The 19,262-nt window shown below is 66.9% G+C and carries 14 protein-coding genes and 2 tRNA genes; 12 read left to right on the top strand and 4 right to left on the bottom strand.

Annotation, left to right across the window (positions count from 1 at the left end):
* Positions 1-147: 147 nt before the first annotated feature.
* The 8 genes from dnaA (at position 148) to ACZ6SF_RS09175 (ending at position 13,421) form a co-directional block, all read left to right on the top strand.
* Entirely contained in the window at positions 148-2,352 is a 2,205-nt protein-coding gene (dnaA, locus tag ACZ6SF_RS09210; protein WP_466061545.1) for a chromosomal replication initiator protein DnaA, read from the top strand.
* Between the two features lie 1,246 nt (positions 2,353-3,598).
* On the top strand, positions 3,599-4,774 hold the full coding sequence (dnaN, locus tag ACZ6SF_RS09205; RefSeq protein ID WP_466061544.1) for a DNA polymerase III subunit beta: 1,176 nt from the start codon (positions 3,599-3,601) through the stop codon (positions 4,772-4,774).
* A gap of 185 nt (positions 4,775-4,959) precedes the next feature.
* Positions 4,960-6,177 (top strand): DNA replication/repair protein RecF, encoded by a 1,218-nt coding sequence (gene recF, locus ACZ6SF_RS09200; RefSeq protein WP_466061543.1) that lies wholly within the window; start codon positions 4,960-4,962, stop codon positions 6,175-6,177.
* Positions 6,178-6,532: 355 nt separating this feature from the next.
* Positions 6,533-7,105 (top strand): DUF721 family protein, encoded by a 573-nt coding sequence (locus tag ACZ6SF_RS09195; protein WP_466061542.1) that lies wholly within the window; start codon positions 6,533-6,535, stop codon positions 7,103-7,105.
* A 305-nt stretch (positions 7,106-7,410) separates the two neighbouring features.
* Complete coding sequence (gyrB, locus tag ACZ6SF_RS09190; protein WP_466061541.1) at positions 7,411-9,456, top strand: DNA topoisomerase (ATP-hydrolyzing) subunit B; 2,046 nt, start codon at positions 7,411-7,413, stop codon at positions 9,454-9,456.
* Positions 9,457-9,549: 93 nt separating this feature from the next.
* Positions 9,550-12,051 (top strand): DNA gyrase subunit A, encoded by a 2,502-nt coding sequence (gene gyrA / locus ACZ6SF_RS09185; RefSeq protein WP_449997838.1) that lies wholly within the window; start codon positions 9,550-9,552, stop codon positions 12,049-12,051.
* A gap of 39 nt (positions 12,052-12,090) precedes the next feature.
* Positions 12,091-13,179 (top strand): DUF3566 domain-containing protein, encoded by a 1,089-nt coding sequence (locus tag ACZ6SF_RS09180; protein ID WP_466061540.1) that lies wholly within the window; start codon positions 12,091-12,093, stop codon positions 13,177-13,179.
* A 168-nt stretch (positions 13,180-13,347) separates the two neighbouring features.
* Positions 13,348-13,421 (top strand) — tRNA-Ile (locus ACZ6SF_RS09175).
* Between the two features lie 70 nt (positions 13,422-13,491).
* Here ACZ6SF_RS09175 and ACZ6SF_RS09170 read toward each other — a convergent pair.
* Entirely contained in the window at positions 13,492-14,028 is a 537-nt protein-coding gene (locus ACZ6SF_RS09170; RefSeq protein ID WP_466061539.1) for a DUF1772 domain-containing protein, read from the bottom strand.
* Between the two features lie 78 nt (positions 14,029-14,106).
* On the opposite strand from ACZ6SF_RS09170, the gene ACZ6SF_RS09165 reads away from it, so the two are divergent.
* Together ACZ6SF_RS09165 and ACZ6SF_RS09160 are read left to right on the top strand one after the other, a co-directional pair.
* Positions 14,107-14,628 (top strand): MarR family winged helix-turn-helix transcriptional regulator, encoded by a 522-nt coding sequence (locus ACZ6SF_RS09165; protein WP_466061538.1) that lies wholly within the window; start codon positions 14,107-14,109, stop codon positions 14,626-14,628.
* 4 nt (positions 14,629-14,632) lie between these two features.
* Entirely contained in the window at positions 14,633-14,740 is a 108-nt protein-coding gene (locus ACZ6SF_RS09160; protein WP_327148968.1) for a DLW-39 family protein, read from the top strand.
* Between the two features lie 54 nt (positions 14,741-14,794).
* On the opposite strand, the gene ACZ6SF_RS09155 is transcribed toward ACZ6SF_RS09160, so the two are convergent.
* Positions 14,795-15,445, bottom strand: coding sequence for a TetR/AcrR family transcriptional regulator (locus ACZ6SF_RS09155; RefSeq protein ID WP_466061537.1), 651 nt, complete (start codon positions 15,443-15,445; stop codon positions 14,795-14,797).
* Positions 15,446-15,689: 244 nt separating this feature from the next.
* On the opposite strand from ACZ6SF_RS09155, the gene ACZ6SF_RS09150 reads away from it, so the two are divergent.
* The gene (locus tag ACZ6SF_RS09150; RefSeq protein ID WP_466061536.1) at positions 15,690-16,970 is read left to right on the top strand and encodes an oxygenase MpaB family protein; all 1,281 of its coding nucleotides are present in this window, start codon (positions 15,690-15,692) and stop codon (positions 16,968-16,970) included.
* 136 nt (positions 16,971-17,106) lie between these two features.
* Positions 17,107-17,179, top strand: a tRNA-Ala gene (locus tag ACZ6SF_RS09145).
* Positions 17,180-17,216: 37 nt separating this feature from the next.
* On the opposite strand, the gene ACZ6SF_RS09140 is transcribed toward ACZ6SF_RS09145, so the two are convergent.
* A complete protein-coding gene (locus tag ACZ6SF_RS09140; RefSeq protein WP_466061535.1) occupies positions 17,217-18,398 on the bottom strand; it encodes a tyrosine-type recombinase/integrase in 1,182 nt (393 codons plus the stop codon).
* Between the two features lie 4 nt (positions 18,399-18,402).
* Entirely contained in the window at positions 18,403-19,197 is a 795-nt protein-coding gene (locus ACZ6SF_RS09135) for a helix-turn-helix domain-containing protein (RefSeq protein WP_466061534.1), read from the bottom strand.
* Positions 19,198-19,262: the final 65 nt, after the last annotated feature.

The raw sequence follows: 19,262 nt of genomic DNA, 5'->3' as shown, positions 1-19,262 counted from the left end.
GCAGCGCCCCCGGGCGCCGTACCCGGCGGCTGCGGCAGCTCTGGTCGGGCGTACGTCCGCGGGGTCGCTGGACCTAACCAGTAGAGTAGACGCACCGCGAGCCCCGGACGTCTGCGCCGAGCAACCGACTCCCGGGGAGGACACTGGATGGACGACGAGCAGAACGTATTGGCCACCGTGTGGCCGACGGTGGTCGCGGAGCTGACCACCGGTTCGCCCGACGGCGCCATCGCCGCGGTGACCCGGGCCCAGCAGGCCTGGCTCAAGCTCGTCAAACCGCTGATGGTGGTACAGGGATTCGCGCTGCTCTCGGTTCCGTCCTCGCTCGCCCAGGAAGCAATCGAACGCGATCTGCGCGAACCCATTCTGCGCTCACTCGGCCGGCGGCTCGGCCCCCAGGTGGAGGGCCTCGGGGTGCGCATCGCCGCCCCGGTGCCCACCGGAGCGGACAGCGGCCCGCCTCGGCACGCGCGGATGACCAGCCGCCCCGATGCCACCACCCGGCCGGATCCGTTCGGATCCGCTCGCCCCGGGACGGTGCCGTCCCCGATACCCGCCGGGCCTCCGGAGCCCGGCTGGCAGGCCGAGCCGTCCCATGACTCCGACGGCGGCGAGTATCCCGCCCGCGGCTATCAGCGAGATTCGGAGTTCCCGCGTAATCCGCCCGGCGAGGTGCGTTATCCGCGCGAGGACTTCTCCCATGAGGCCGAGCTACCGCTGACCGGGGAACTGCCCCTGAACCCCACCCGTCCACGCGCTCCCGAACCATCCGGTCCGGACCATTCCCGGCGCGCGGCCCTTCCCGAGCTGCCACAGGGTGCGCAGTTCCCGGATTCGCCGCCGGTGCGGGGCGGCGACGGCCCCGCACCGTATGCCGCGCCGCGGCCCTATCCCCGGGAGTACGCGCCGGCGGCCGAATACACCCGGGAACCGAGGTACGAGCGGGACCGCGAGTACCCGCCTGCCGAGTACCGCGAGGTCTACTCCGCGGGCCGGCCCGATATCGCGGAGCCCGCGGGCGGTCGTGAACGTCCCGCGCCGCCCGTCCGGGATTCCGGATCGGAGCCGGCCGCGGCCCTGCCGCCGCGTCGCACGAGCCGTCCGGCGCAGGACACCCTGTTCGCACCCGATATTCCGGCCGCCGAAACAACCGGACGCGATCCGCGCCGGGACAGCGACCGCGACAGTCTCCGCGAAAGCGTGCGGGATTCCGGGATCGAGCCGGTCGACGACGACCACGAGGACGAAAAGGTGGTGAACGTCCGGGACTCCTGGCCCACGTTCTTCGCCAAACCGGCCGAAACCGCCGATCCCGCCTCATCGTCGGCGAGCCTGAACGCCAAGTACACCTTCGAGACCTTCGTCATCGGCGCGTCCAACCGGTTCGCGCACGCGGCCGCGGTCGCGATCGCGGAGGCTCCGGCGCGGGCCTACAACCCGCTGTTCGTCTGGGGCGCCTCCGGGCTCGGCAAGACCCATCTGCTGCACGCCGCCGGCCACTACGCGCAGCGGCTGTTCCCGGGGATGCGCGTCAAATACGTCTCGACCGAGGAATTCACCAACGACTTCATCAACAGCCTGCGCGACGACCGGAAGGTGGCGTTCAAACGCCGCTACCGGGAGACCGACATCCTGCTGGTCGACGATATCCAGTTCATCGAGGGCAAGGAAGGTATCCAGGAGGAGTTCTTCCACACCTTCAACACCCTGCACAACGCGAACAAGCAGATCGTGGTGTCCTCCGACCGGCCGCCGAAACAGCTGGCCACCCTGGAGGAGCGGCTGCGTACCCGGTTCGAGTGGGGACTGATCACCGATGTGCAGCCGCCGGAGCTCGAGACCCGGATCGCGATCCTGCGTAAGAAGGCGCGAATGGATCGCCTGGATGTACCGCACGATGTCCTCGAACTCATCGCCAGCCGGGTGGAACGCAATATCCGCGAGCTCGAGGGGGCGCTGATCCGGGTCACCGCGTTCGCATCGCTCAACGGTCAGCCGCTGGATCAATCCGTGGCCGAGGTGGTGCTGCGCGATCTGATGCCCGAATCACAGGACGTCGAGATCACCGCCTCGACGATCATGGGCGTCACCGCGGAGTACTTCAACACCTCGATGGAGGAGCTGACCGGGCCCGGTAAGGCGCGGCCGCTCGCCCAGGCCCGCCAGATCGCGATGTACCTGTGCCGGGAACTCACCGACCTCTCGCTGCCCAAGATCGGCCAGGCGTTCGGCCGCGACCATACGACGGTCATGTACGCGGAGAAGAAGGTCCGCAAAGAGATGTCGGAGCGGCGCCGCGTGTACGACCAGGTCCAGGAACTCACCGCGCGGATCAAACAGCGCTCCCGGTAACCGATCCGGAATCCGGCGGTGTGGCCCGGCGTCTCGTGACGCCGGGCCACACCGCTCTTTCGTGCGATCCGCACACCTGCCACGGCTGCTGCCCGAACCGGTGCGATCGGAGTACCGGACCGATCAGCGCCCATTCGTCCCGCCGATAGGGCTTCCGGGACGCGGGCCGTGATCCGTGCCGATCGCCCGCCCCGCACGGCGCAATGCCGCACGGACGCAATCGAGTTGGCGAATCACGGTCTGCTCGCGTCCGGCTCGGCCGCGGCCGAGCCGCTGCTGTACCGGATCCATACACAAGTATTCCGCTAACAGCCTGTGGATGCTCTGACCTGGGGTTATACGGCGGCCGACCCTGTGGATTCCCCAGGGATTCCACAGGTTGTCCACCGGTTCTTCCACAGCTTCGGCACCCGGTGCCGAGATCTTGTCCACAGGAACGTTATCCACAGTTTCCACAGGCGGATTCATCCACAAGTACTGATCTGGAGCGATCCGGTCAGAGGCATGGGGACAACCTGTGGAATCCCTGGGGAATCCTCGAGGAATCCACAGGTTGTCCACGGATTCGTACACAGTGTGCACAACCCGGCGAAAACTGGGGAGCGAACTGGGGATGAACTGTGGAGGCAGTGTGGACAACCGATCCTGTCCACAGCCCGGGCGAATTCATCCTCGAGTTATCCCAGGGCGGTCCACAGGCCGACACGCGGTTCCAACTGGGAAAACAGGGAAAATCCACAGTTTCCACAGGGCCTATTACTACTCCTGTTCTTCCCCTAGAGAATTTCTCTTCAAAACAGGATGTGTGGACAAGCCGCCGAGCCGACCGCACGAACCGAACCGCTCCCGGAACCGGAACCGGAACCGGCAAGGAGAGCCGCACGGACGGCAGCGGCGTTGTCCACACCGGTGGTCCGGGAGAACTGTGGATCCCGAGAAGGCAGGTTTCCGTTCGTTGTCCACAGTCGTCCCCCGCATCCGATCCCGGCCCGGCCGGTCCCGAGCCGGGTAGCGCTGGTCCGTCCGGCCCCGGAGGACGTATCCTCCACACGGAGGGGCAGCCGACCCGGCCACCGGAAACCGGGTACGGTCTGATGTCGGTCGCGTGTGCCGGACTTCTCGGGCGATCGAGCCGGTTCACCGATCGCGCGGCTACCGCGTCGGCGGAGCAGGAGTAGGCGCAGCCGGATACACGGGGGCAGTACGGCCACCGATCCACACTGAACGGGAGAGGACACCTCGGGCGATGGACCTTGCAGGCATGAAGTTTCGGGTCGCGCGTGAGGATTTCGCGGAATCGGTCGCCTGGGTGGCGCGCAGTCTGCCGTCCCGCCCGCCGGTCCCGGTTCTCGGCGGAGTCCTGCTGGTCGCGGACGAGGACGGTTTGACGGTTTCCGGGTTCGACTACGAGGTCTCCGCGCAGATGCGGGTCGCCGCGGAGGTCGCCGGTCCGGGCAAGGTCCTGGTCTCCGGCAAACTGCTCGCCGATATCACCAAGGCGCTGTCGAACAAGCCGGTGGATGTCTCGGTCGACGGCAGCCGGGTGCTGATCCAGTGCGGAAGTGCCAAGTTCTCGCTGCCGACCATGCCCGTCGAGGATTATCCCCAGTTGCCCGAGGTGCCACAGTCCAGCGGGGAACTGCAGGTCGATGTGTTCGCTGAGGCGGTCGGCCAGGTCGCCGTCGCCGCCGGCCGCGACGATACGCTGCCCATGCTCACCGGTATCCGGGTCGAGATCGAGGGACCGCAGGTCGTCCTCGCGGCGACCGACCGTTTCCGGCTCGCGGTCCGCCATATCCAGTGGCAGCCGGCCCGCACCGATATCGAGACCGCGGTCCTCATCCCGGCCCGCACGCTCTCCGAATCCGCGAAGACCCTGGGCGCCTCGGATCGGCCCGTGCAGTTGTCGCTGGGCTCGGGCGCGGGGGCAGACGGACTGCTGGGGATCGTGAACGGCGGCCGCCGGACCACGACCCGGCTACTCGATGCCGAATTCCCCAAGTTCCGGCAGCTGCTGCCCAAGGAGCACACCTCCATCGCCACGCTGGAGGTCGCCTCGCTCACCGAGGCGATCAAACGCGTCGCCCTGGTGGCCGAGCGCGGCGCCCAGGTCCGTCTGGAGTTCTCCGCGGAGGGACTGTTGCTCTCGGCGGGCGGAGACGACGCGGGCCGGGCCGAGGAGTGGCTCACCGCCGATTTCCGGGGCGAACCGCTCACCATCGCCTTCAACCCCGGGTACCTCATCGACGGGCTCTCCGCGCTGCGCTCCGATCGGGTGACGTTCGGGTTCACCACCCCCAGCCGTCCGGCGGTGCTGCTGCCGGCCGCCGAGGAAACCCCGGAACCGCTCGAGACCGGCGCCTATCCGGCCCTGGAAAGCGATTACATCTACCTGCTGATGCCGGTCCGGCTCCCGGGCTGAGCCCGTGGGCCCGGCAGTGCCGCCCCGGCGTCCGAGTCGCCTCGGCGCCGGAGCGGGTGATCCCACGAGGAGCGAACCGGCGCGGGGGAGCGATATCGCCGCAAACCCGCGCGTCGACCTGCACAATCCGAAGTTATCCACAGCTGTGGATAACTTCGTGGTGATACCACGGACGGTGTGAACAGGTGCATATCCGTGCTCTGACCTTGCGTGATTTCCGTTCCTGGGAACTCGCCGAGATCGAGTTATCCACAGGCCCTACCGTTTTCCTGGGTGCCAACGGCAACGGGAAGACCAACCTGCTCGAGGCCCTGGGCTACCTCTCCACACTCGGTTCGCACCGGGTTTCCAGCGATACACCGCTGGTCCGCACCGGTGCCGAACGTGCCCGGATCGGCGCGAACGTGGTGCATCTGGGCCGCGAACTACGTATCGACGTGGAACTCAACCGCGGCGCGGCCAACCGGGCGCAGATCAACCGCTCACCGGTGCGCCGCCCTCGCGAGATCCTGGGCATTCTGCACACCGTGCTGTTCGCGCCGGAGGACCTGGCGCTGGTACGCGGCGACCCGGGGGAGCGGCGCCGCTTCCTCGACGAGCTGTGCACCGCCCGCCGGCCGAGTCTGGCCGGTGTCCGCGCCGATTACGACCGGGTGCTGCGGCAGCGCTCGGCCCTGCTGAAGACGGCGGGTCGTTCGGGCCGCGCCGAACTCGGCACCCTGGACGTGTGGGACGGCCACCTGGCCGCGCACGCGTCCGTGCTGCTGGCCGAACGGCTGCGTCTGGTGCACGAACTGCATCCGTATCTGGCTCGCGCCTACACGGCGTTGGCGCCCGAATCCCGTCCGGCCGCCATCGGGTACCGCAGTGGCTCCCTACCGGAGGAACTGCTCGATCCGGGCCGGGCTCCCGAGCCGGGCGATACCGCCGTGCTGGAGGAAACGCTGCTGCGTGAACTCGCCGCGGCCCGGCCCAGGGAACTGGAACGCGGCGTCTGCACGGTGGGTCCGCATCGCGACGATCTGGACCTGATGCTCGGGGAGACCCCCGCCAAGGGCTTCGCCAGCCATGGGGAGTCCTGGTCGTTCGCACTCGCCCTGCGGCTGGCCGCCTTCGAGCTGTTACGGGCCGCGGGCACCGAACCGGTACTGCTGCTCGACGATGTCTTCGCCGAGCTGGATCGCCGCCGCCGGACGGCGCTGGCGGCCGTGGCCGCGGCCGCGGAACAGGTACTGGTCACCGCGGCCGTGCCCGAGGACGTTCCCGCCGAACTCGCCGGCGCCACCCTGCGGGTGACGACCACCGGTGATCCCGAACACCGTATTTCGCGGTTGTCCGCGCCTCCGGCGCAGGCCGCGCCGGGTCCCGGCGACGGGGAGCGCTCCGCCGCGGCCGGCGAATAACCGGCACCGCGGACACGCGGTGGTTTCCGTCTTGCATGCGGGCCGGGCCGTTCGTAGAGTGAGCCGATACGTCGGGCCGTTATCCCGCCCGGCAGGTAGCGCACAGTTATACACACCCTGTGGATAACTTGTTCCCCCAGGTCGTCGGCCCGTATCCGGGCAGCGGCTCGGTGCGCTCGCAGGCAACCCGCACCGAACCTCGTAAAACCTGGTCTGAACTGGGAGTTTCCAATTTCTCGGCCCGGTGGCGTCCGAGTCGGGTACGCGGCGTCGAGGTGTAGTTCCCGGATGTGCACAACCTGAGGAATACCGGTCGAACCTGGGGATAACTCGAACCGGTGAGTGGAGCGCGACCATGACCGACCAGCCCGGAACCCCCGGTGGCACGCCGCCGTCGGGTGAAGCCGAGTTGCCGGAATTACGTGGAATCGACCTTGCCCGCCGTGCGCTGGAGGAGGCCCGGGCCGCCGCGCGAGCGAGTGGCAAATCCGTGGGACAGGGCCGCTCGTCGCCGCGCCGCGGCAGCCGGACCGGGCGGCGACGCGGCGGATGGTCCGGTCCGCGTCCGGACGACCGGGATCCGCAGCCGCTGTCCAAACTCGCGAACTCCATCGCCCGTAGCCGTGGCTGGTCCACCAAGGTTGCCGAGGGCACTGTTTTCGGCCACTGGGCCGGCGTGGTCGGTGAGGACATCGCGGCGCACGCCAAACCGGTGAAACTCGAGAACGGCGTGCTGAGCGTGGCCGCCGAGTCCACCGCGTGGGCGACCCAGTTGCGATTGCTCCAGGCACAGTTGCTCGCCAAGATCGCCGCGGCCGTGGGCCCGGGTGTCGTCCGGTCCCTGCGGATCGCCGGCCCCACCGCGCCGAGCTGGCGTAAAGGGCAGCGCCACGTCCGGGGCCGGGGGCCGCGGGACACCTACGGATAGGGTCCGGTTTCACGTGGAACCGGACGCGGATCCGAGGGTGGCCCTCAGTGAACTCTCAGGCCGAATCTGATGGTCCGAAATCGTCCGGGCCGCGAGGGGACCCGTGGCGGGTCGATTTCTCCCATCCTGGAAGCCGTCAGGGGTGTCGCAGATGCACTGTAAGTTGGGCTGCCAAGTAAGATGGAATAGTAATTCAGCGGCGATACCTTCGGCGCGCTGTGCGAAGCCCTCGATCGGTTCCGGGCCCCACGCGTGCTGTCCCACCGCCGTCCCGGGGACCAGCAAGTAAGGAGAGCTACCGACCAGTGGCTGCCAAAGACTCCAAAGCATCGGGTTCGAGCGCATCGGACAAGCAGGACTACGGTGCCTCCTCCATCAAGGTCCTCGAAGGTCTCGAGGCGGTGCGGATGCGCCCGGGTATGTACATCGGTTCCACCGGTGAACGCGGCCTGCACCACCTGATCTGGGAGGTCGTGGACAACTCGGTCGACGAGGCGATGGCCGGTCACGCCACCCGGGTGGAGGTCACACTCCTCGCCGACGGTGGCGTCCAGGTCGTCGACGACGGCCGCGGTATCCCCGTGGCGATGCACGCCCAGGGCATCCCGACCATCGAGGTCGTCATGACCCAGCTGCACGCCGGCGGCAAGTTCGACTCCGATTCCTACGCCGTCTCCGGCGGTCTGCACGGCGTCGGTATCTCCGTGGTGAACGCGCTGTCCAGCCGGCTCGAGGCCGAAGTGGACACCGACGGGTACCACTGGAGCCAGACCTACAAGGACGCCGTCCCGGGCCAGCTGCTCCAGGGTGACGCGACCAAGGCCACCGGCACCACCATCCGGTTCTGGGCCGATCCGGCCGTTTTCGAGACCACCACCTACAACTTCGAGACCGTATCCCGGCGGTTGCAGGAGATGGCCTTCCTGAACAAGGGCCTGACCATCGTGCTGACCGACGAGCGCGTCAGCGATACCGAGATCACCGACGAGGTGGTCAGCGATACCGCCGAGGCGCCCAAGCACGACGAGGGCGGCGAGAAGCCCGCGGCCGCGCAGAAGGTGAAGACCCGGACCTACCACTACCCGGGCGGTCTCGAGGATTTCGTCCGGCATATCAACCGGACCAAGCAGCCGATCCACAACTCGGTGGTGGCATTCAACGGCAAGGGCACGGGGCACGAGCTCGAGGTCGCCATGCAGTGGAATTCCGGCTACTCCGAGTCGGTGCACACCTTCGCCAACACCATCAACACCCATGAGGGCGGTACGCACGAAGAGGGTTTCCGCGCGGCGCTGACCACGGTGGTCAACCGGTACGCGAAGGAGAAGAAGCTCCTCAAGGAGAAGGACGGCAATCTCACCGGCGACGATATCCGCGAGGGTTTGGCCGCCATCGTCAGCGTGAAGGTGAGCGAACCGCAGTTCGAGGGCCAGACCAAGACCAAGCTGGGCAACACCGAGGTCAAGGGTTTCGTACAGCGCGCCTGCAACGAGCACCTCGCGCACTGGTTCGAGGCCAATCCCGCCGATGCCAAGACCATCGTCAACAAGGCGGTGTCCTCGGCGCAGGCCCGGGTCGCCGCCCGTAAGGCGCGTGAGCTGGTCCGGCGTAAGAGCGCGACCGATATCGGCGGCCTGCCGGGCAAGCTCGCCGACTGCCGGTCCAAGGATCCGAGCAAATCCGAGATCTACATCGTCGAGGGTGATTCGGCCGGCGGTTCGGCCAAGTCCGGTCGCGATTCGATGTACCAGGCGATCCTGCCGTTGCGCGGCAAGATCATCAACGTCGAGAAGGCACGGATCGACAAGGTCCTCAAGAACGCCGAGGTCCAGTCGATCATCACCGCCTTCGGCACCGGTATCCACGACGAGTTCGATATCGCCAAGCTGCGGTATCACAAGATCGTGCTGATGGCCGACGCCGATGTCGACGGCCAGCACATCTCCACGCTGCTGCTGACCCTGCTGTTCCGCTTCATGCGCCCGCTCGTCGAGCAGGGGCATGTATTCCTGGCGCAGCCGCCGCTGTACAAGCTGAAGTGGCATCGCGTCGATCCCGAGTTCGCCTACTCCGACCGGGAGCGTGACGGACTGCTCGAGGCGGGTCTGGCGGCCGGTAAGAAGATCAACAAGGACGACGGTATCCAGCGGTACAAAGGTCTGGGCGAGATGAACCCGAAGGAGCTGTGGGAGACCACCATGGACCCCTCGGTGCGTGTACTGCGCCAGGTCACGCTGGACGACGCGGCCGCCGCGGACGAGCTGTTCAGCGTTCTGATGGGCGAGGACGTCGCGGCGCGCCGCAGCTTCATCACCCGTAATGCCAAGGACGTCCGCTTCCTCGACGTGTAGGAGCGGTGTCGCGCCCGCGGCGCGCCGGCGCTCTGTGCCAGTGCGAGCGCGCGCGGGTGAGCCACCGTCATCCGTCAGTACCTAGGAGATTGCATGACCGACACCACCCTGCCGCCGGAGAGCGCGGGCGACCGGATCGAGCCGGTCGATATCCAGCAGGAGATGCAGAACAGCTACATCGATTACGCGATGAGCGTGATCGTGGGCCGTGCGCTGCCCGAGGTGCGCGACGGCCTCAAGCCCGTGCACCGCCGGATCCTGTACGCGATGCACGACAACGGCTACCGGCCCGACCGCAGCTATGTGAAGTCGGCCCGCCCGGTGGCCGACACCATGGGCAACTACCACCCGCACGGCGACTCGGCCATCTACGACACCCTGGTGCGGATGGCCCAGCCGTGGGCGATGCGGTATCCGCTGGTCGACGGGCAGGGCAACTTCGGCAGCCGCGGTAACGACGGCGCCGCCGCCATGCGTTACACCGAATGCCGGCTCACCCCGCTGGCCATGGAGCTGCTGCGCGAGATCGATCACGACACGGTCGATTTCATCCCCAACTACGACGGTAAGACCCAGGAACCGGTCGTCCTGCCCAGCCGGGTGCCGAACATGCTGATGAACGGCAGCAACGGCATCGCGGTCGGCATGGCGACCAATATCCCGCCGCACAACCTCAACGAGCTGGCCGAGGCCATCTACTGGGCGCTGGACAATCACGACGCCGACGAGGAATCCACCCTCGCCGCCTGCATGGAGCGGGTCAAGGGCCCGGATTTCCCGACCGCCGGCCTCATCGTCGGGACCCAGGGCATCCACGATGCCTACACCACCGGCCGCGGTTCCATCCGGATGCGCGGCGTGGTGGAGATCGAAGAGGACGCCCGCGGCCGCACCACCATCGTCATCACCGGGCTGCCCTACCAGGTCAACACGGACAACTTCATCAACGCGATCGCCGAACAGGTCAAGGACGGCCGGATCGCCGGAGTGTCCGATATCCACGACGAATCGTCGGACCGGGTGGGCCTGCGCATCGTGGTCACGGTCAAACGTGACGCGATCGCCAAGGTGGTGCTGAACAACCTCTACAAGCACACCCAGCTGCAGACCAGTTTCGGCGCCAACATGCTCTCCATCGTGGAGGGCGTACCGCGCACCCTGCGCCTGGACCAGATGATCCGGCTGTATGTGAACCATCAGCTGGAAGTCATCGTCCGGCGCACCCGCTACCTGCTCCGCAAGGCCGAGGAACGCGCCCATATCCTGCGCGGCCTGGTCAAGGCGCTGGATATGCTCGACCAGGTCATCGCGCTGATCCGCGGTTCGGCCAATACCGACACCGCGCGCACCGGCCTGATGCAGCTGCTCGATATCGACGAAACCCAGGCCACCGCGATCCTGGATATGCAGCTGCGGCGCCTGTCGGCGCTGGAGCGGCAGAAGATCATCGACGAATTGGCCAAGCTCGAGGCCGAGATCGCGGATCTGAAGGACATCCTGGAGAAGCCGGAACGCCAGCGGGCGATCGTGCGCGACGAACTGGCCGAGATCGTGGAGCGCTACGGCGACGACCGGCGCACCCAGATCATCTCCGCCGACGGTGACGTCGCCGACGAGGATCTGATCGCCCGCGAGGACGTCGTCGTCACCATCACCGAGACCGGCTACGCCAAGCGCACCAAGACCGATCTCTACCGCAGCCAGAAGCGCGGCGGTAAGGGCGTCCAGGGCGCGGGGCTCAAGCAGGACGATATCGTCCGCCACTTCTTCGTGACCTCGACCCACGACTGGTTGTTGTTCTTCACCAACAAGGGCCGGGTCTACCGGGCCAAGGCCTACGAATTGCCGGAGGCCAACCGCACCGCCCGCGGTCAGCACGTGGCCAACCTGCTGGCCTTCCAGCCGGACGAGAAGATCGCCCAGGTCATCCGGATCAAATCCTACGAAGACGCCGCCTACCTGGTGCTCGCCACGCAGAAGGGCCTGGTGAAGAAGTCGCGGCTGGTGGACTTCGACTCCAACCGCAGCGGCGGCATCGTCGCGGTGAACCTGCGCGACAACGACGAATTGGTCGGCGCCGTACTGTGTTCGGCGGAGGACGACCTGCTGCTGGTCTCGGCGCAGGGGCAGTCCATCCGCTTCTCCGCCACCGACGAGGCGCTGCGTCCGATGGGACGCGCCACGTCGGGTGTGCAGGGTATGCGGTTCAACGCCGAGGATGCCCTACTCTCGCTCAATGTGGTCCGTGACGGAACATATCTGCTGGTGGCGACCTCGGGCGGTTATGCCAAGCGGACCGCTATCGAGGAGTACACGGCCCAGGGCCGGGGTGGAAAAGGTGTATTGACGATCCAGTTCGATGCCCGGCGTGGCACCCTGGTGGGGGCGCTCATCGTCGACGACGACGACGAGCTGTACGCGATCACGTCCAGCGGAGGGGTTATCCGCACTGCCGCCCGGCAGGTTCGTAAGGCCGGTAGGCAGACCAAGGGCGTGCGATTGATGAACCTCGGCGAGGGCGATACCTTGCTTGCGATCGCACGTAACGCCGACGAGCCCGAACAGATCGACGGTGGCGGTTCCCCCGAACAGTAATCCCATATCGGCGGCAAAGAACGGATCCGAGGATTCCCATTGACCACTCCGAAACAGCCGAGCGACGAGCGGCAGCAGACGAACGGTGTGACCGAGCGGGTCACCCCGTCCCCGATTTCGCCGCGCCCGATCCAGCGGCAGGGCGAGGCCGCGGAACACGAGCAGGCCGGCGGTCAGCAGGGCGCCAACCCGCCCGGTGGGGCGCCCGCCGGCGGTCCGGCGCCCGAGAATCAGGAGCAGCAGGGAGAATTCGCGTCCGAATCGCGCAATTCACCGGCGGGCCAGCAGAATCCCGGCCCGCAGCAGGGCGGTAACCAGCAGGGCGGGAACAACCCGGCCGAACCGCAGGGTGGAAACGGAGCGGAAGGCGGACGTTTCCAGGAGGGCTGGTCGCAGCTGCCGCAACGCGAACCCCAGTCCAACCTCTCCCGTCCCGGGCATATGCCGGTGGGTGGGGGCCAAGGGCAGCGTGGGGTCGGGCTGAGCGGTGGGGTCACCAACGCGCGGACCACCAGCGATCTGGCGGCCAAGGCGGCGCGTAAGGAAGCGGCCATGGCCAAATCCGTTGGGCTGGACGGTCCCACCCGCAGTATCGCCCGGCCCGAACTGGTCAAGGATATGCCGGATCTTTCCGAGATCCGGCATCCACTGCCGCCGGACCAGGCTCCGCACGCCCCGCATGCTCCGCAATTCCAGCACGCTCCGCCCGCCGCGGCCCCGGCCGCACCGCAGGCCCCGCGTGGGCTGCCGCAGGCGGTGCTCGGCGGTGAACCGCTTCGGGCGACCGTGCAGGTGCGGCGGATCGATCCGTGGTCCACGCTGAAGATCACCCTGGTCATCAGCGTCGCCATGTTCTTCGTGTGGATGATCGCGGTGGCGCTGCTGTACATGGTGCTGGCCGGTATGGGCGTCTGGGAGCGACTGAACAGCACGTTCACCGATATGGTCTCGCCGGACAGCGGGTCGGTGGGTCTCATCGACGCCGGTACGGTCTTCGGCTATGCCGGGGTGATCGGGCTGATCAACGTTGTGCTGTTCACCGCCCTCGCCACCGTCGGCACGTTCATCTACAACCAGTGCTGCGATATGGTCGGCGGTATCCAGGTCACCCTGGCCGACCCCGACTAGATCCTGTTCTCCCGCCGACGGCCGGTACCCGGATTCCCGGGTACCGGCCGTCGCGCGTTATCGTCGGGTATGCGGCCATGGGCTTGTGACCAGCCGTTTTGGTTCATCATGGAGCATTCCGGTACAGTCTGTGCTCGGCGGTTGCTTGATATTCAACAGCTGCCCCGCGGGTCTATAGCTCAGGCGGTTAGAGCGCTTCGCTGATAACGAAGAGGTCGGAGGTTCAAGTCCTCCTAGACCCACTGGAACACCACAATCGGGCTCGGACGAAGAATCGTCCGAGCCCGATTGTGTTTTCGGGGGGAATTCCCGTCACACCCCGGCCCTGATATCGGCGCGCGATCCGGAATCGGGGCGGTCCGGAATGGCCGCGCCGCCGGAGAGGGACAGGGCCCGCAATGCGCACAACCAGCCGATACCGCCCACGATCATGCGGGGATAGTTCAGCATCGTCCAGATATCGATGAACGCCTCCACCCGCTCCGGTGACCAGTCGGCGCCCCCGGACTGGAACTTCAGCATCATGGGTACGAAGTAGCCGTAGCTGCACAGCGCATAGCAGGTCATCAGTGCTGCCGCCGCCAGCCACCAGCGCCGGAAGGTCACCGGGGTGCGCCAGGCGATATACAGATTGATCAGGGCCAGCAGCGCGACGACCGGAGATACGAAGGGCCAGAAGGCTCGTCCGGCGCGCTCGAATCCGGAGAGACTCATCGCCTCGCGTGCCTGCTCGGCGGGGACCCCGGTCCACTCCGGGATCACGCCGAGTTTCTCGTACCAGCCGGCCCCGAATTGGATCCCTACGAATATCACCAGCAACCACAGCGGTATCGCTCGTTTGGCACTCATGGTTCCGCTCTCCTGTGTTCTATAAGCTCTGAGATAGAGCTTCTCTCTTTCAGAGAGATTAGAATCGGGAGGCCGGCCATGACATCGGGGAACACCCGCAGCGATACCCTGACCTCACTCCAGTTGGCCTTTCGTGCGCAGGCAACCGGAACGGTGCTGCTGCATTCCGCTGTCGCCGCGCGGCTCGGAATCGGGATCACCGACCTGAGCTGCCTCAATCTGCTGACCATGTACGGGCCGCAGACCGCGGGGCAGCTGGCCGCCCATCTCGGTATCACCCGGGGCGGTGCGGTCACCGGGATGATCGACCGGCTCGAGACCGCCGGTTATGTGCGCCGCGAGCGTGATCCCGCCGATCGGCGGCGCGTCCTGGTGGTGGTCGCCGAGGAGAAGATCCGGCGTGAGGTGGTGCCGGTTTTCGAGGTGCTGTGGGATGCGCAGGTCGAACAATTCGCCGTGATGACCGACGACCAGCTGGCGTGGCTGTCCGAGGTGGTCACCGGCACCGTCGCGGCGATGGGCGAGGCCCGCGCGAGCCTGCGGGAGCGGAGCGCCGATACGAGGCCGGGAAGCGGGCCGTCCGGGGGCGCACTAAGCTGAAAACATGAAATACGTTCTCACCATCGGAATTGTCGCCGCGGTCCTCATCGGAATCAACAAACTGCGCCAGCGTGACGACGCCGATCTGTGGCATGAGGTCACCACTCGCTGAGACCGCCGCGTTCGACGTCCCCGGAAGGCCGGTAGGTACCGGATAGCCGGGTGATCACGGCCGGGCCAGCAGTTCGATCACCGAATACACCTGCGCGGTGGTCGGGGTCGGCAGATTGTCCCGGCCGTGGATCAGACCGAGCCCGATGTACACCATGGCCCCGGCGCGTAGCCCGGCCTGGTACTCGTCGAAACCCAGGTCGAGCATCGTCCGGTGCACGGTTTCGAAAACCTGCTGATCGAGTGTGCGGACCGCGGCCGCGACCTTCGGATTGCTCCGCGACCACTCCCGTACCGTGGTCTCCACCAGCCAGTGCCGCCGGTCGACGAGCATCGCGGCCATCTTCTCGATCCGTTCCTCCACCGGGATCTCCACGAAGGCGCCGAGATCGCGCACCGTTTCACTCTGGATCGCGCTCCACCGGTCGGCCATCGCGGTCATGAGTTGCTCGATATCGTCGAAATGCCAGTAGAAGCTGCCCTTGGTGACCCCGAGTTCCTGGCACAACCGCGGGATCTTGATCGCCGCGACTCCCTCGCGCGACAGCAGATTCAGCGCACCGTCGACCCAATCGTCGTAGGTCAGCCGCGCGGTGCGCCGCGTCCGGCGTTGCTGCGCCTGCGCCTTCTTCGATTTCGGGCGGGGAGCGGCCGTCCGTTCGTCTGATGGGTCCGGGTGGTCGGCGGCGGGGGAATCCGCCGTCATCGGTCCGACGGATCGGCGCTGAGTCTCATACTCCGATGGTAGGTGAGCCCCATTCCCGGCCTCGCTGTAAACGGCCATCGACGGCCGTGGGCGCGGTGCACGATGCGTGGTGTCGCGATCACCCATTCGAATGCCGGGCCCGGTTCCATACCATCGAGTACTGTATCTCCATACATGGAAGTACGGTCCGTGAGCAGGTCCGGAGAGACCTGCCGGGACGGCGGAACCGGCGAGGAGAGCGACGATGTCGGTAACTGTGGAGTCCCCGGGCGGTGCGGACAACGTGGGCGGCCGGTGTCCGGAAGCCTTTCGCTATTGGCAGGCGCGCGAGCGTCCGGGGGTGCGCCGGGCGCGGCGATGGCTGCGGGCGCTCACCGGCGCCGAACTCTTTCCCACCGACGAGCAGGCGCGTGCCCTGTGCCGGGATATGTTCTCCGGCGATCCGGTGGCCGAACGTTTCGTTGCCGAGGTCCTGCACGGGGATATCGGCCGTGAGCACGGCCGCCGGATGCTCGACACCGCCCTGAGCTCGGGAATCGGCGCGGTTCCGGAGGCGCCGGATGCCATGCGCGAGCTGTTCGCCGAATTCGAGACCGTACCCGGCTGGGTGCGCCCCGAACTGGTCGAGCGCGGCGCCGCGGTCTGGCGCCGATGGGGGACCATGTTGTTCAGCTTCGCCGGCGCCGAGACCTTGGAGATGTACACCGAATCCGCCGTGGCGACACCGCTTTCGCTGGCCGGCGGCTATGCCGGCGACAGCGCGCTGCGCCGTTTCCTGGAGACCTGCCGGTTCTGGATGGACGTTTCGCGGCCGGGCGCGCTGCTCACCACCGGGTCGCCGGGGCGGGCCACCGCACTGAAGGTCCGGATCATGCACGTGTCGGTCCGGGCCGGCGTGGCGCGGCACCCGGAATGGGATACCGAACGGTGGGGGCTGCCGATCAGCCAGACCTACCAACTGCTCACCCTGATCGCGGGCAGCACGGTACCGGGGCTGGGGTTGTGGGCGCTCGGCTACCAGACCACCCCCGCGGAGTTCCGGGCGCTACTGCATTTCCAGAAATACCTGGGTTATCTGCTCGGCGTGCGGCTCACCTGGCATCCGGAAACCGTGGCCGATACCTTGCGGGTGATGGCGATGACCATGGTCGCGCGCGCTCACGACTCCGGAGCCCAGGGCGCCGAACTCATCGAGTCCTACCCCGCCGCGTTCGCGCCGCGTGCCGAGCACCGGGGCCCGGCGCGGCTGCGGGCGCACTACAACTACCGGATCAATTCCGCGTACGCGGCGCTTTTCATGCTGCCCACAACACGCCGCCGATACCGGATGCCGCCGGCATTCCCGTGGGTGCTGCTCCCTATCGCGAGGATTCCGCTGGTCACCGCCGTGGAATTGGCGCGGCGGCTGCCGCCGGTGGGCCGCCTGCACGAACAACTCATGCTGTGGCACCGGGAGAACTGGTACCGGGAGCAGATGCAGGGGCGTGAGGCGGAGTTCGAGGCAGCCGGCGCTCTGCGGCGCTGAGTGGACCGGCGCCCGCGGAGCGGACTCGGCCGGCGCCCTGCGGGCAGGTCGGGGCCGACGTACCCTTGTTTGACGGTGTACGTGCCGGAACGCTACTGTTTCGCAGGCGACAGGCGGTTTTCCGCCCGGTCCGCACGGGGCCTTAGCTCAATTGGCAGAGCACTGCCTTTGCAAGGCAGGGGTTAGGGGTTCGATTCCCCTAGGCTCCACAGTAAACGCGCTGGTCAGGGGATTAGCGCGTTGCTCTCATCGGGCAACCCGAAGTGCCGTGCCCACATTTTGCCCACACTCCGCCGAGAAATGGGCATCGAGCGACGCTGCCACACCGTCGAGTTCATCCTCGAACAGGTGGCCGTAGCGGTCCAGCGTCAGCGCGGCCGATGCATGACCGAGCATCCGTTGCAAGGACTTGATCGACGCCCCGGCCCGGATCGCCAGCGATGCGGCGGTGTGCCGGAGTTCGTGCGGAGTGAGACCGGACGGAACGCCGGACTCGCGTACCGCGCTGTCCCACCAGTAGCGGCGAACGTTGCGCACCCGCATCGGCCCGCCCTTGGAATCGGGAAAGACCAGTTCCCGCGGCCCGCGGCCGTCGATCCGCACCGCGAGCATGTCCAGCAGGAACCGGGGCACCGCAACGTCGCGTGCCTTCCCATTCTTCGGTGCTCCGAACACCATGACCGACTTCGGTGCCTTCCCGCCGTCGCCGGTAGCCGCTGCCACCGCGTCCGCCGGTGCGTGCTCCGCCTTGACTTCCGTAACCGACCGGTGCACGCGAAGGCGGGACCGGAGAATATTCACGTCCGCAACCGTCAGCGCTGCCGCTTCCCCGAACCGAAGGCCGGTGTAGGCCAACAGGTAGATCAGGGTGCGGCGCGATTCCGTGTCGGCGGCGGATGCGAGTGCGGATACCTGGGCGGCAGTGAGGTACCGGCGTTCGGTGTGCACGAGGTTCGGCAACTCGACCTCCGCGGCCGGATTGAGTGCGATTCGCCGACGCCGGACCGCTTCGGTGCATATCTGGTTCATCACCGAGACGTTCTTACGGACCGTCGCGGGTGACATCTTCGCCGCGCTGGTGGTGATCCACTGCTGAATACGTTCGTGCGTGAGGTCGCCCAGATTGCGCGCACCGAACGCCGGAATCACATGATTGTCCAACGCGCTCCGGTACCGCTCGCGTGTGGACGCGGACAAATTGACCTTGCCCGCGAACCAGGATTCGGCGAACTCCGCGAACGTGACCCGGCCCGCGGCCGGAGCGACGTACGCGCCGGTGAGCTTCGTGTTCTCGACCGTGGTGCCGAACGTCTCGGCTTCCCGTTTCGTCTTGAATCCGCGCTTGTCGGTCTGCTTTCCGTCCGGCTTGCGGTACCGCACCCGGTATCTCTTGCCGCTGCCGGTTTCGTACGCCTCAATCGTCGCCACGCTGCTACCCCTGTTCCTCGTCTGGTGTGTTGGTTCCTGCTGTGCTGTTCTCGATGGCCGCGCGAAGTTCTGCCAGTAGTCGCCGTGTGACCTGGGCTTTCTTCTGTGCGTTCGCGCCCGGCCCGGCGCGCCTATCGCGCTCGGTGCTGAACGCTCTGTTCCACAGATGAATTGACCACGCGGTCAGCGCCGGGACGCTCGGAAGGCCGAGCTTCTGCGCAGCCTGCCGGTCGGCCAGTCCGGCCGAGTGGAACAGCGCCGCACCGACCCGCGCGGCTTCATGTTCTGCGAATTTCGGTGGCAGCGGCGTACCAGGTGGAAAGTCGTTGACCGCACCCGCGCGCATGACATCAACCACACGGTCGGCCATTTCTTCGGGTGTGGTCGGTGCGCCGGGGATGTCTTCTGGTCCGAGCATGGCTGAACCGTCGCCGACGATGCGGCGAAGCGCTGCGCTGTGGACGGCAAAGTCCTTCACCAGGGATACGGGGGTATCTCCAGCGAACAGGTCGGCAAGCGATACGTCGATAGGGGGCGCGTCTGGTTCCTGTGCTCGCGCGATCCACAGGGCGTTCAGATAGACGATGAGCGTTGAGAGATGCGGTGTGCTTCGGCCGGATTCGATATCGCCGACTCGCGAGACGGTCCACCGTGTCCCGAAGTGCAGTGCCGCGCGTGCCACGTCGTCGCGGGTTAGTGCAGCTTCCAGTCTCAGCCGTCGCGCGTTCCGGCCGACGAGTTCGCCGATGCTCAGCCGCTCATCGCTCAGCCCCGTTGTGTCGTCACTCTCCGTCACCATGCATCCACAATATCAAGTTACGTGTTCTTACGTGCATAGACATGTGATATCTCTGGATGGACGTG

Source organism: Nocardia sp. NPDC049935 (assembly GCF_055586645.1).
This window is presented reverse-complemented; position numbering and strand designations above follow the sequence as displayed.

Bases quoted from the DNA above. Each gene is read 5' to 3' on its own strand.
- ACZ6SF_RS09150 (WP_466061536.1), top strand. From the start codon at position 15,690: ATGTCGGTAACTGTGGAGTCCCCGGGCGGTGCGGACAACGTGGGCGGC.
- gyrA (WP_449997838.1), top strand. From the start codon at position 9,550: ATGACCGACACCACCCTGCCGCCGGAGAGCGCGGGCGACCGGATCGAG.
- ACZ6SF_RS09155 (WP_466061537.1), bottom strand. From the start codon at position 15,445: ATGACGGCGGATTCCCCCGCCGCCGACCACCCGGACCCATCAGACGAA.
- dnaN (WP_466061544.1), top strand. From the start codon at position 3,599: ATGGACCTTGCAGGCATGAAGTTTCGGGTCGCGCGTGAGGATTTCGCG.
- ACZ6SF_RS09170 (WP_466061539.1), bottom strand. From the start codon at position 14,028: ATGAGTGCCAAACGAGCGATACCGCTGTGGTTGCTGGTGATATTCGTA.
- ACZ6SF_RS09195 (WP_466061542.1), top strand. From the start codon at position 6,533: ATGACCGACCAGCCCGGAACCCCCGGTGGCACGCCGCCGTCGGGTGAA.
- ACZ6SF_RS09165 (WP_466061538.1), top strand. From the start codon at position 14,107: ATGACATCGGGGAACACCCGCAGCGATACCCTGACCTCACTCCAGTTG.
- ACZ6SF_RS09160 (WP_327148968.1), top strand. From the start codon at position 14,633: ATGAAATACGTTCTCACCATCGGAATTGTCGCCGCGGTCCTCATCGGA.
- ACZ6SF_RS09135 (WP_466061534.1), bottom strand. From the start codon at position 19,197: ATGGTGACGGAGAGTGACGACACAACGGGGCTGAGCGATGAGCGGCTG.
- dnaA (WP_466061545.1), top strand. From the start codon at position 148: ATGGACGACGAGCAGAACGTATTGGCCACCGTGTGGCCGACGGTGGTC.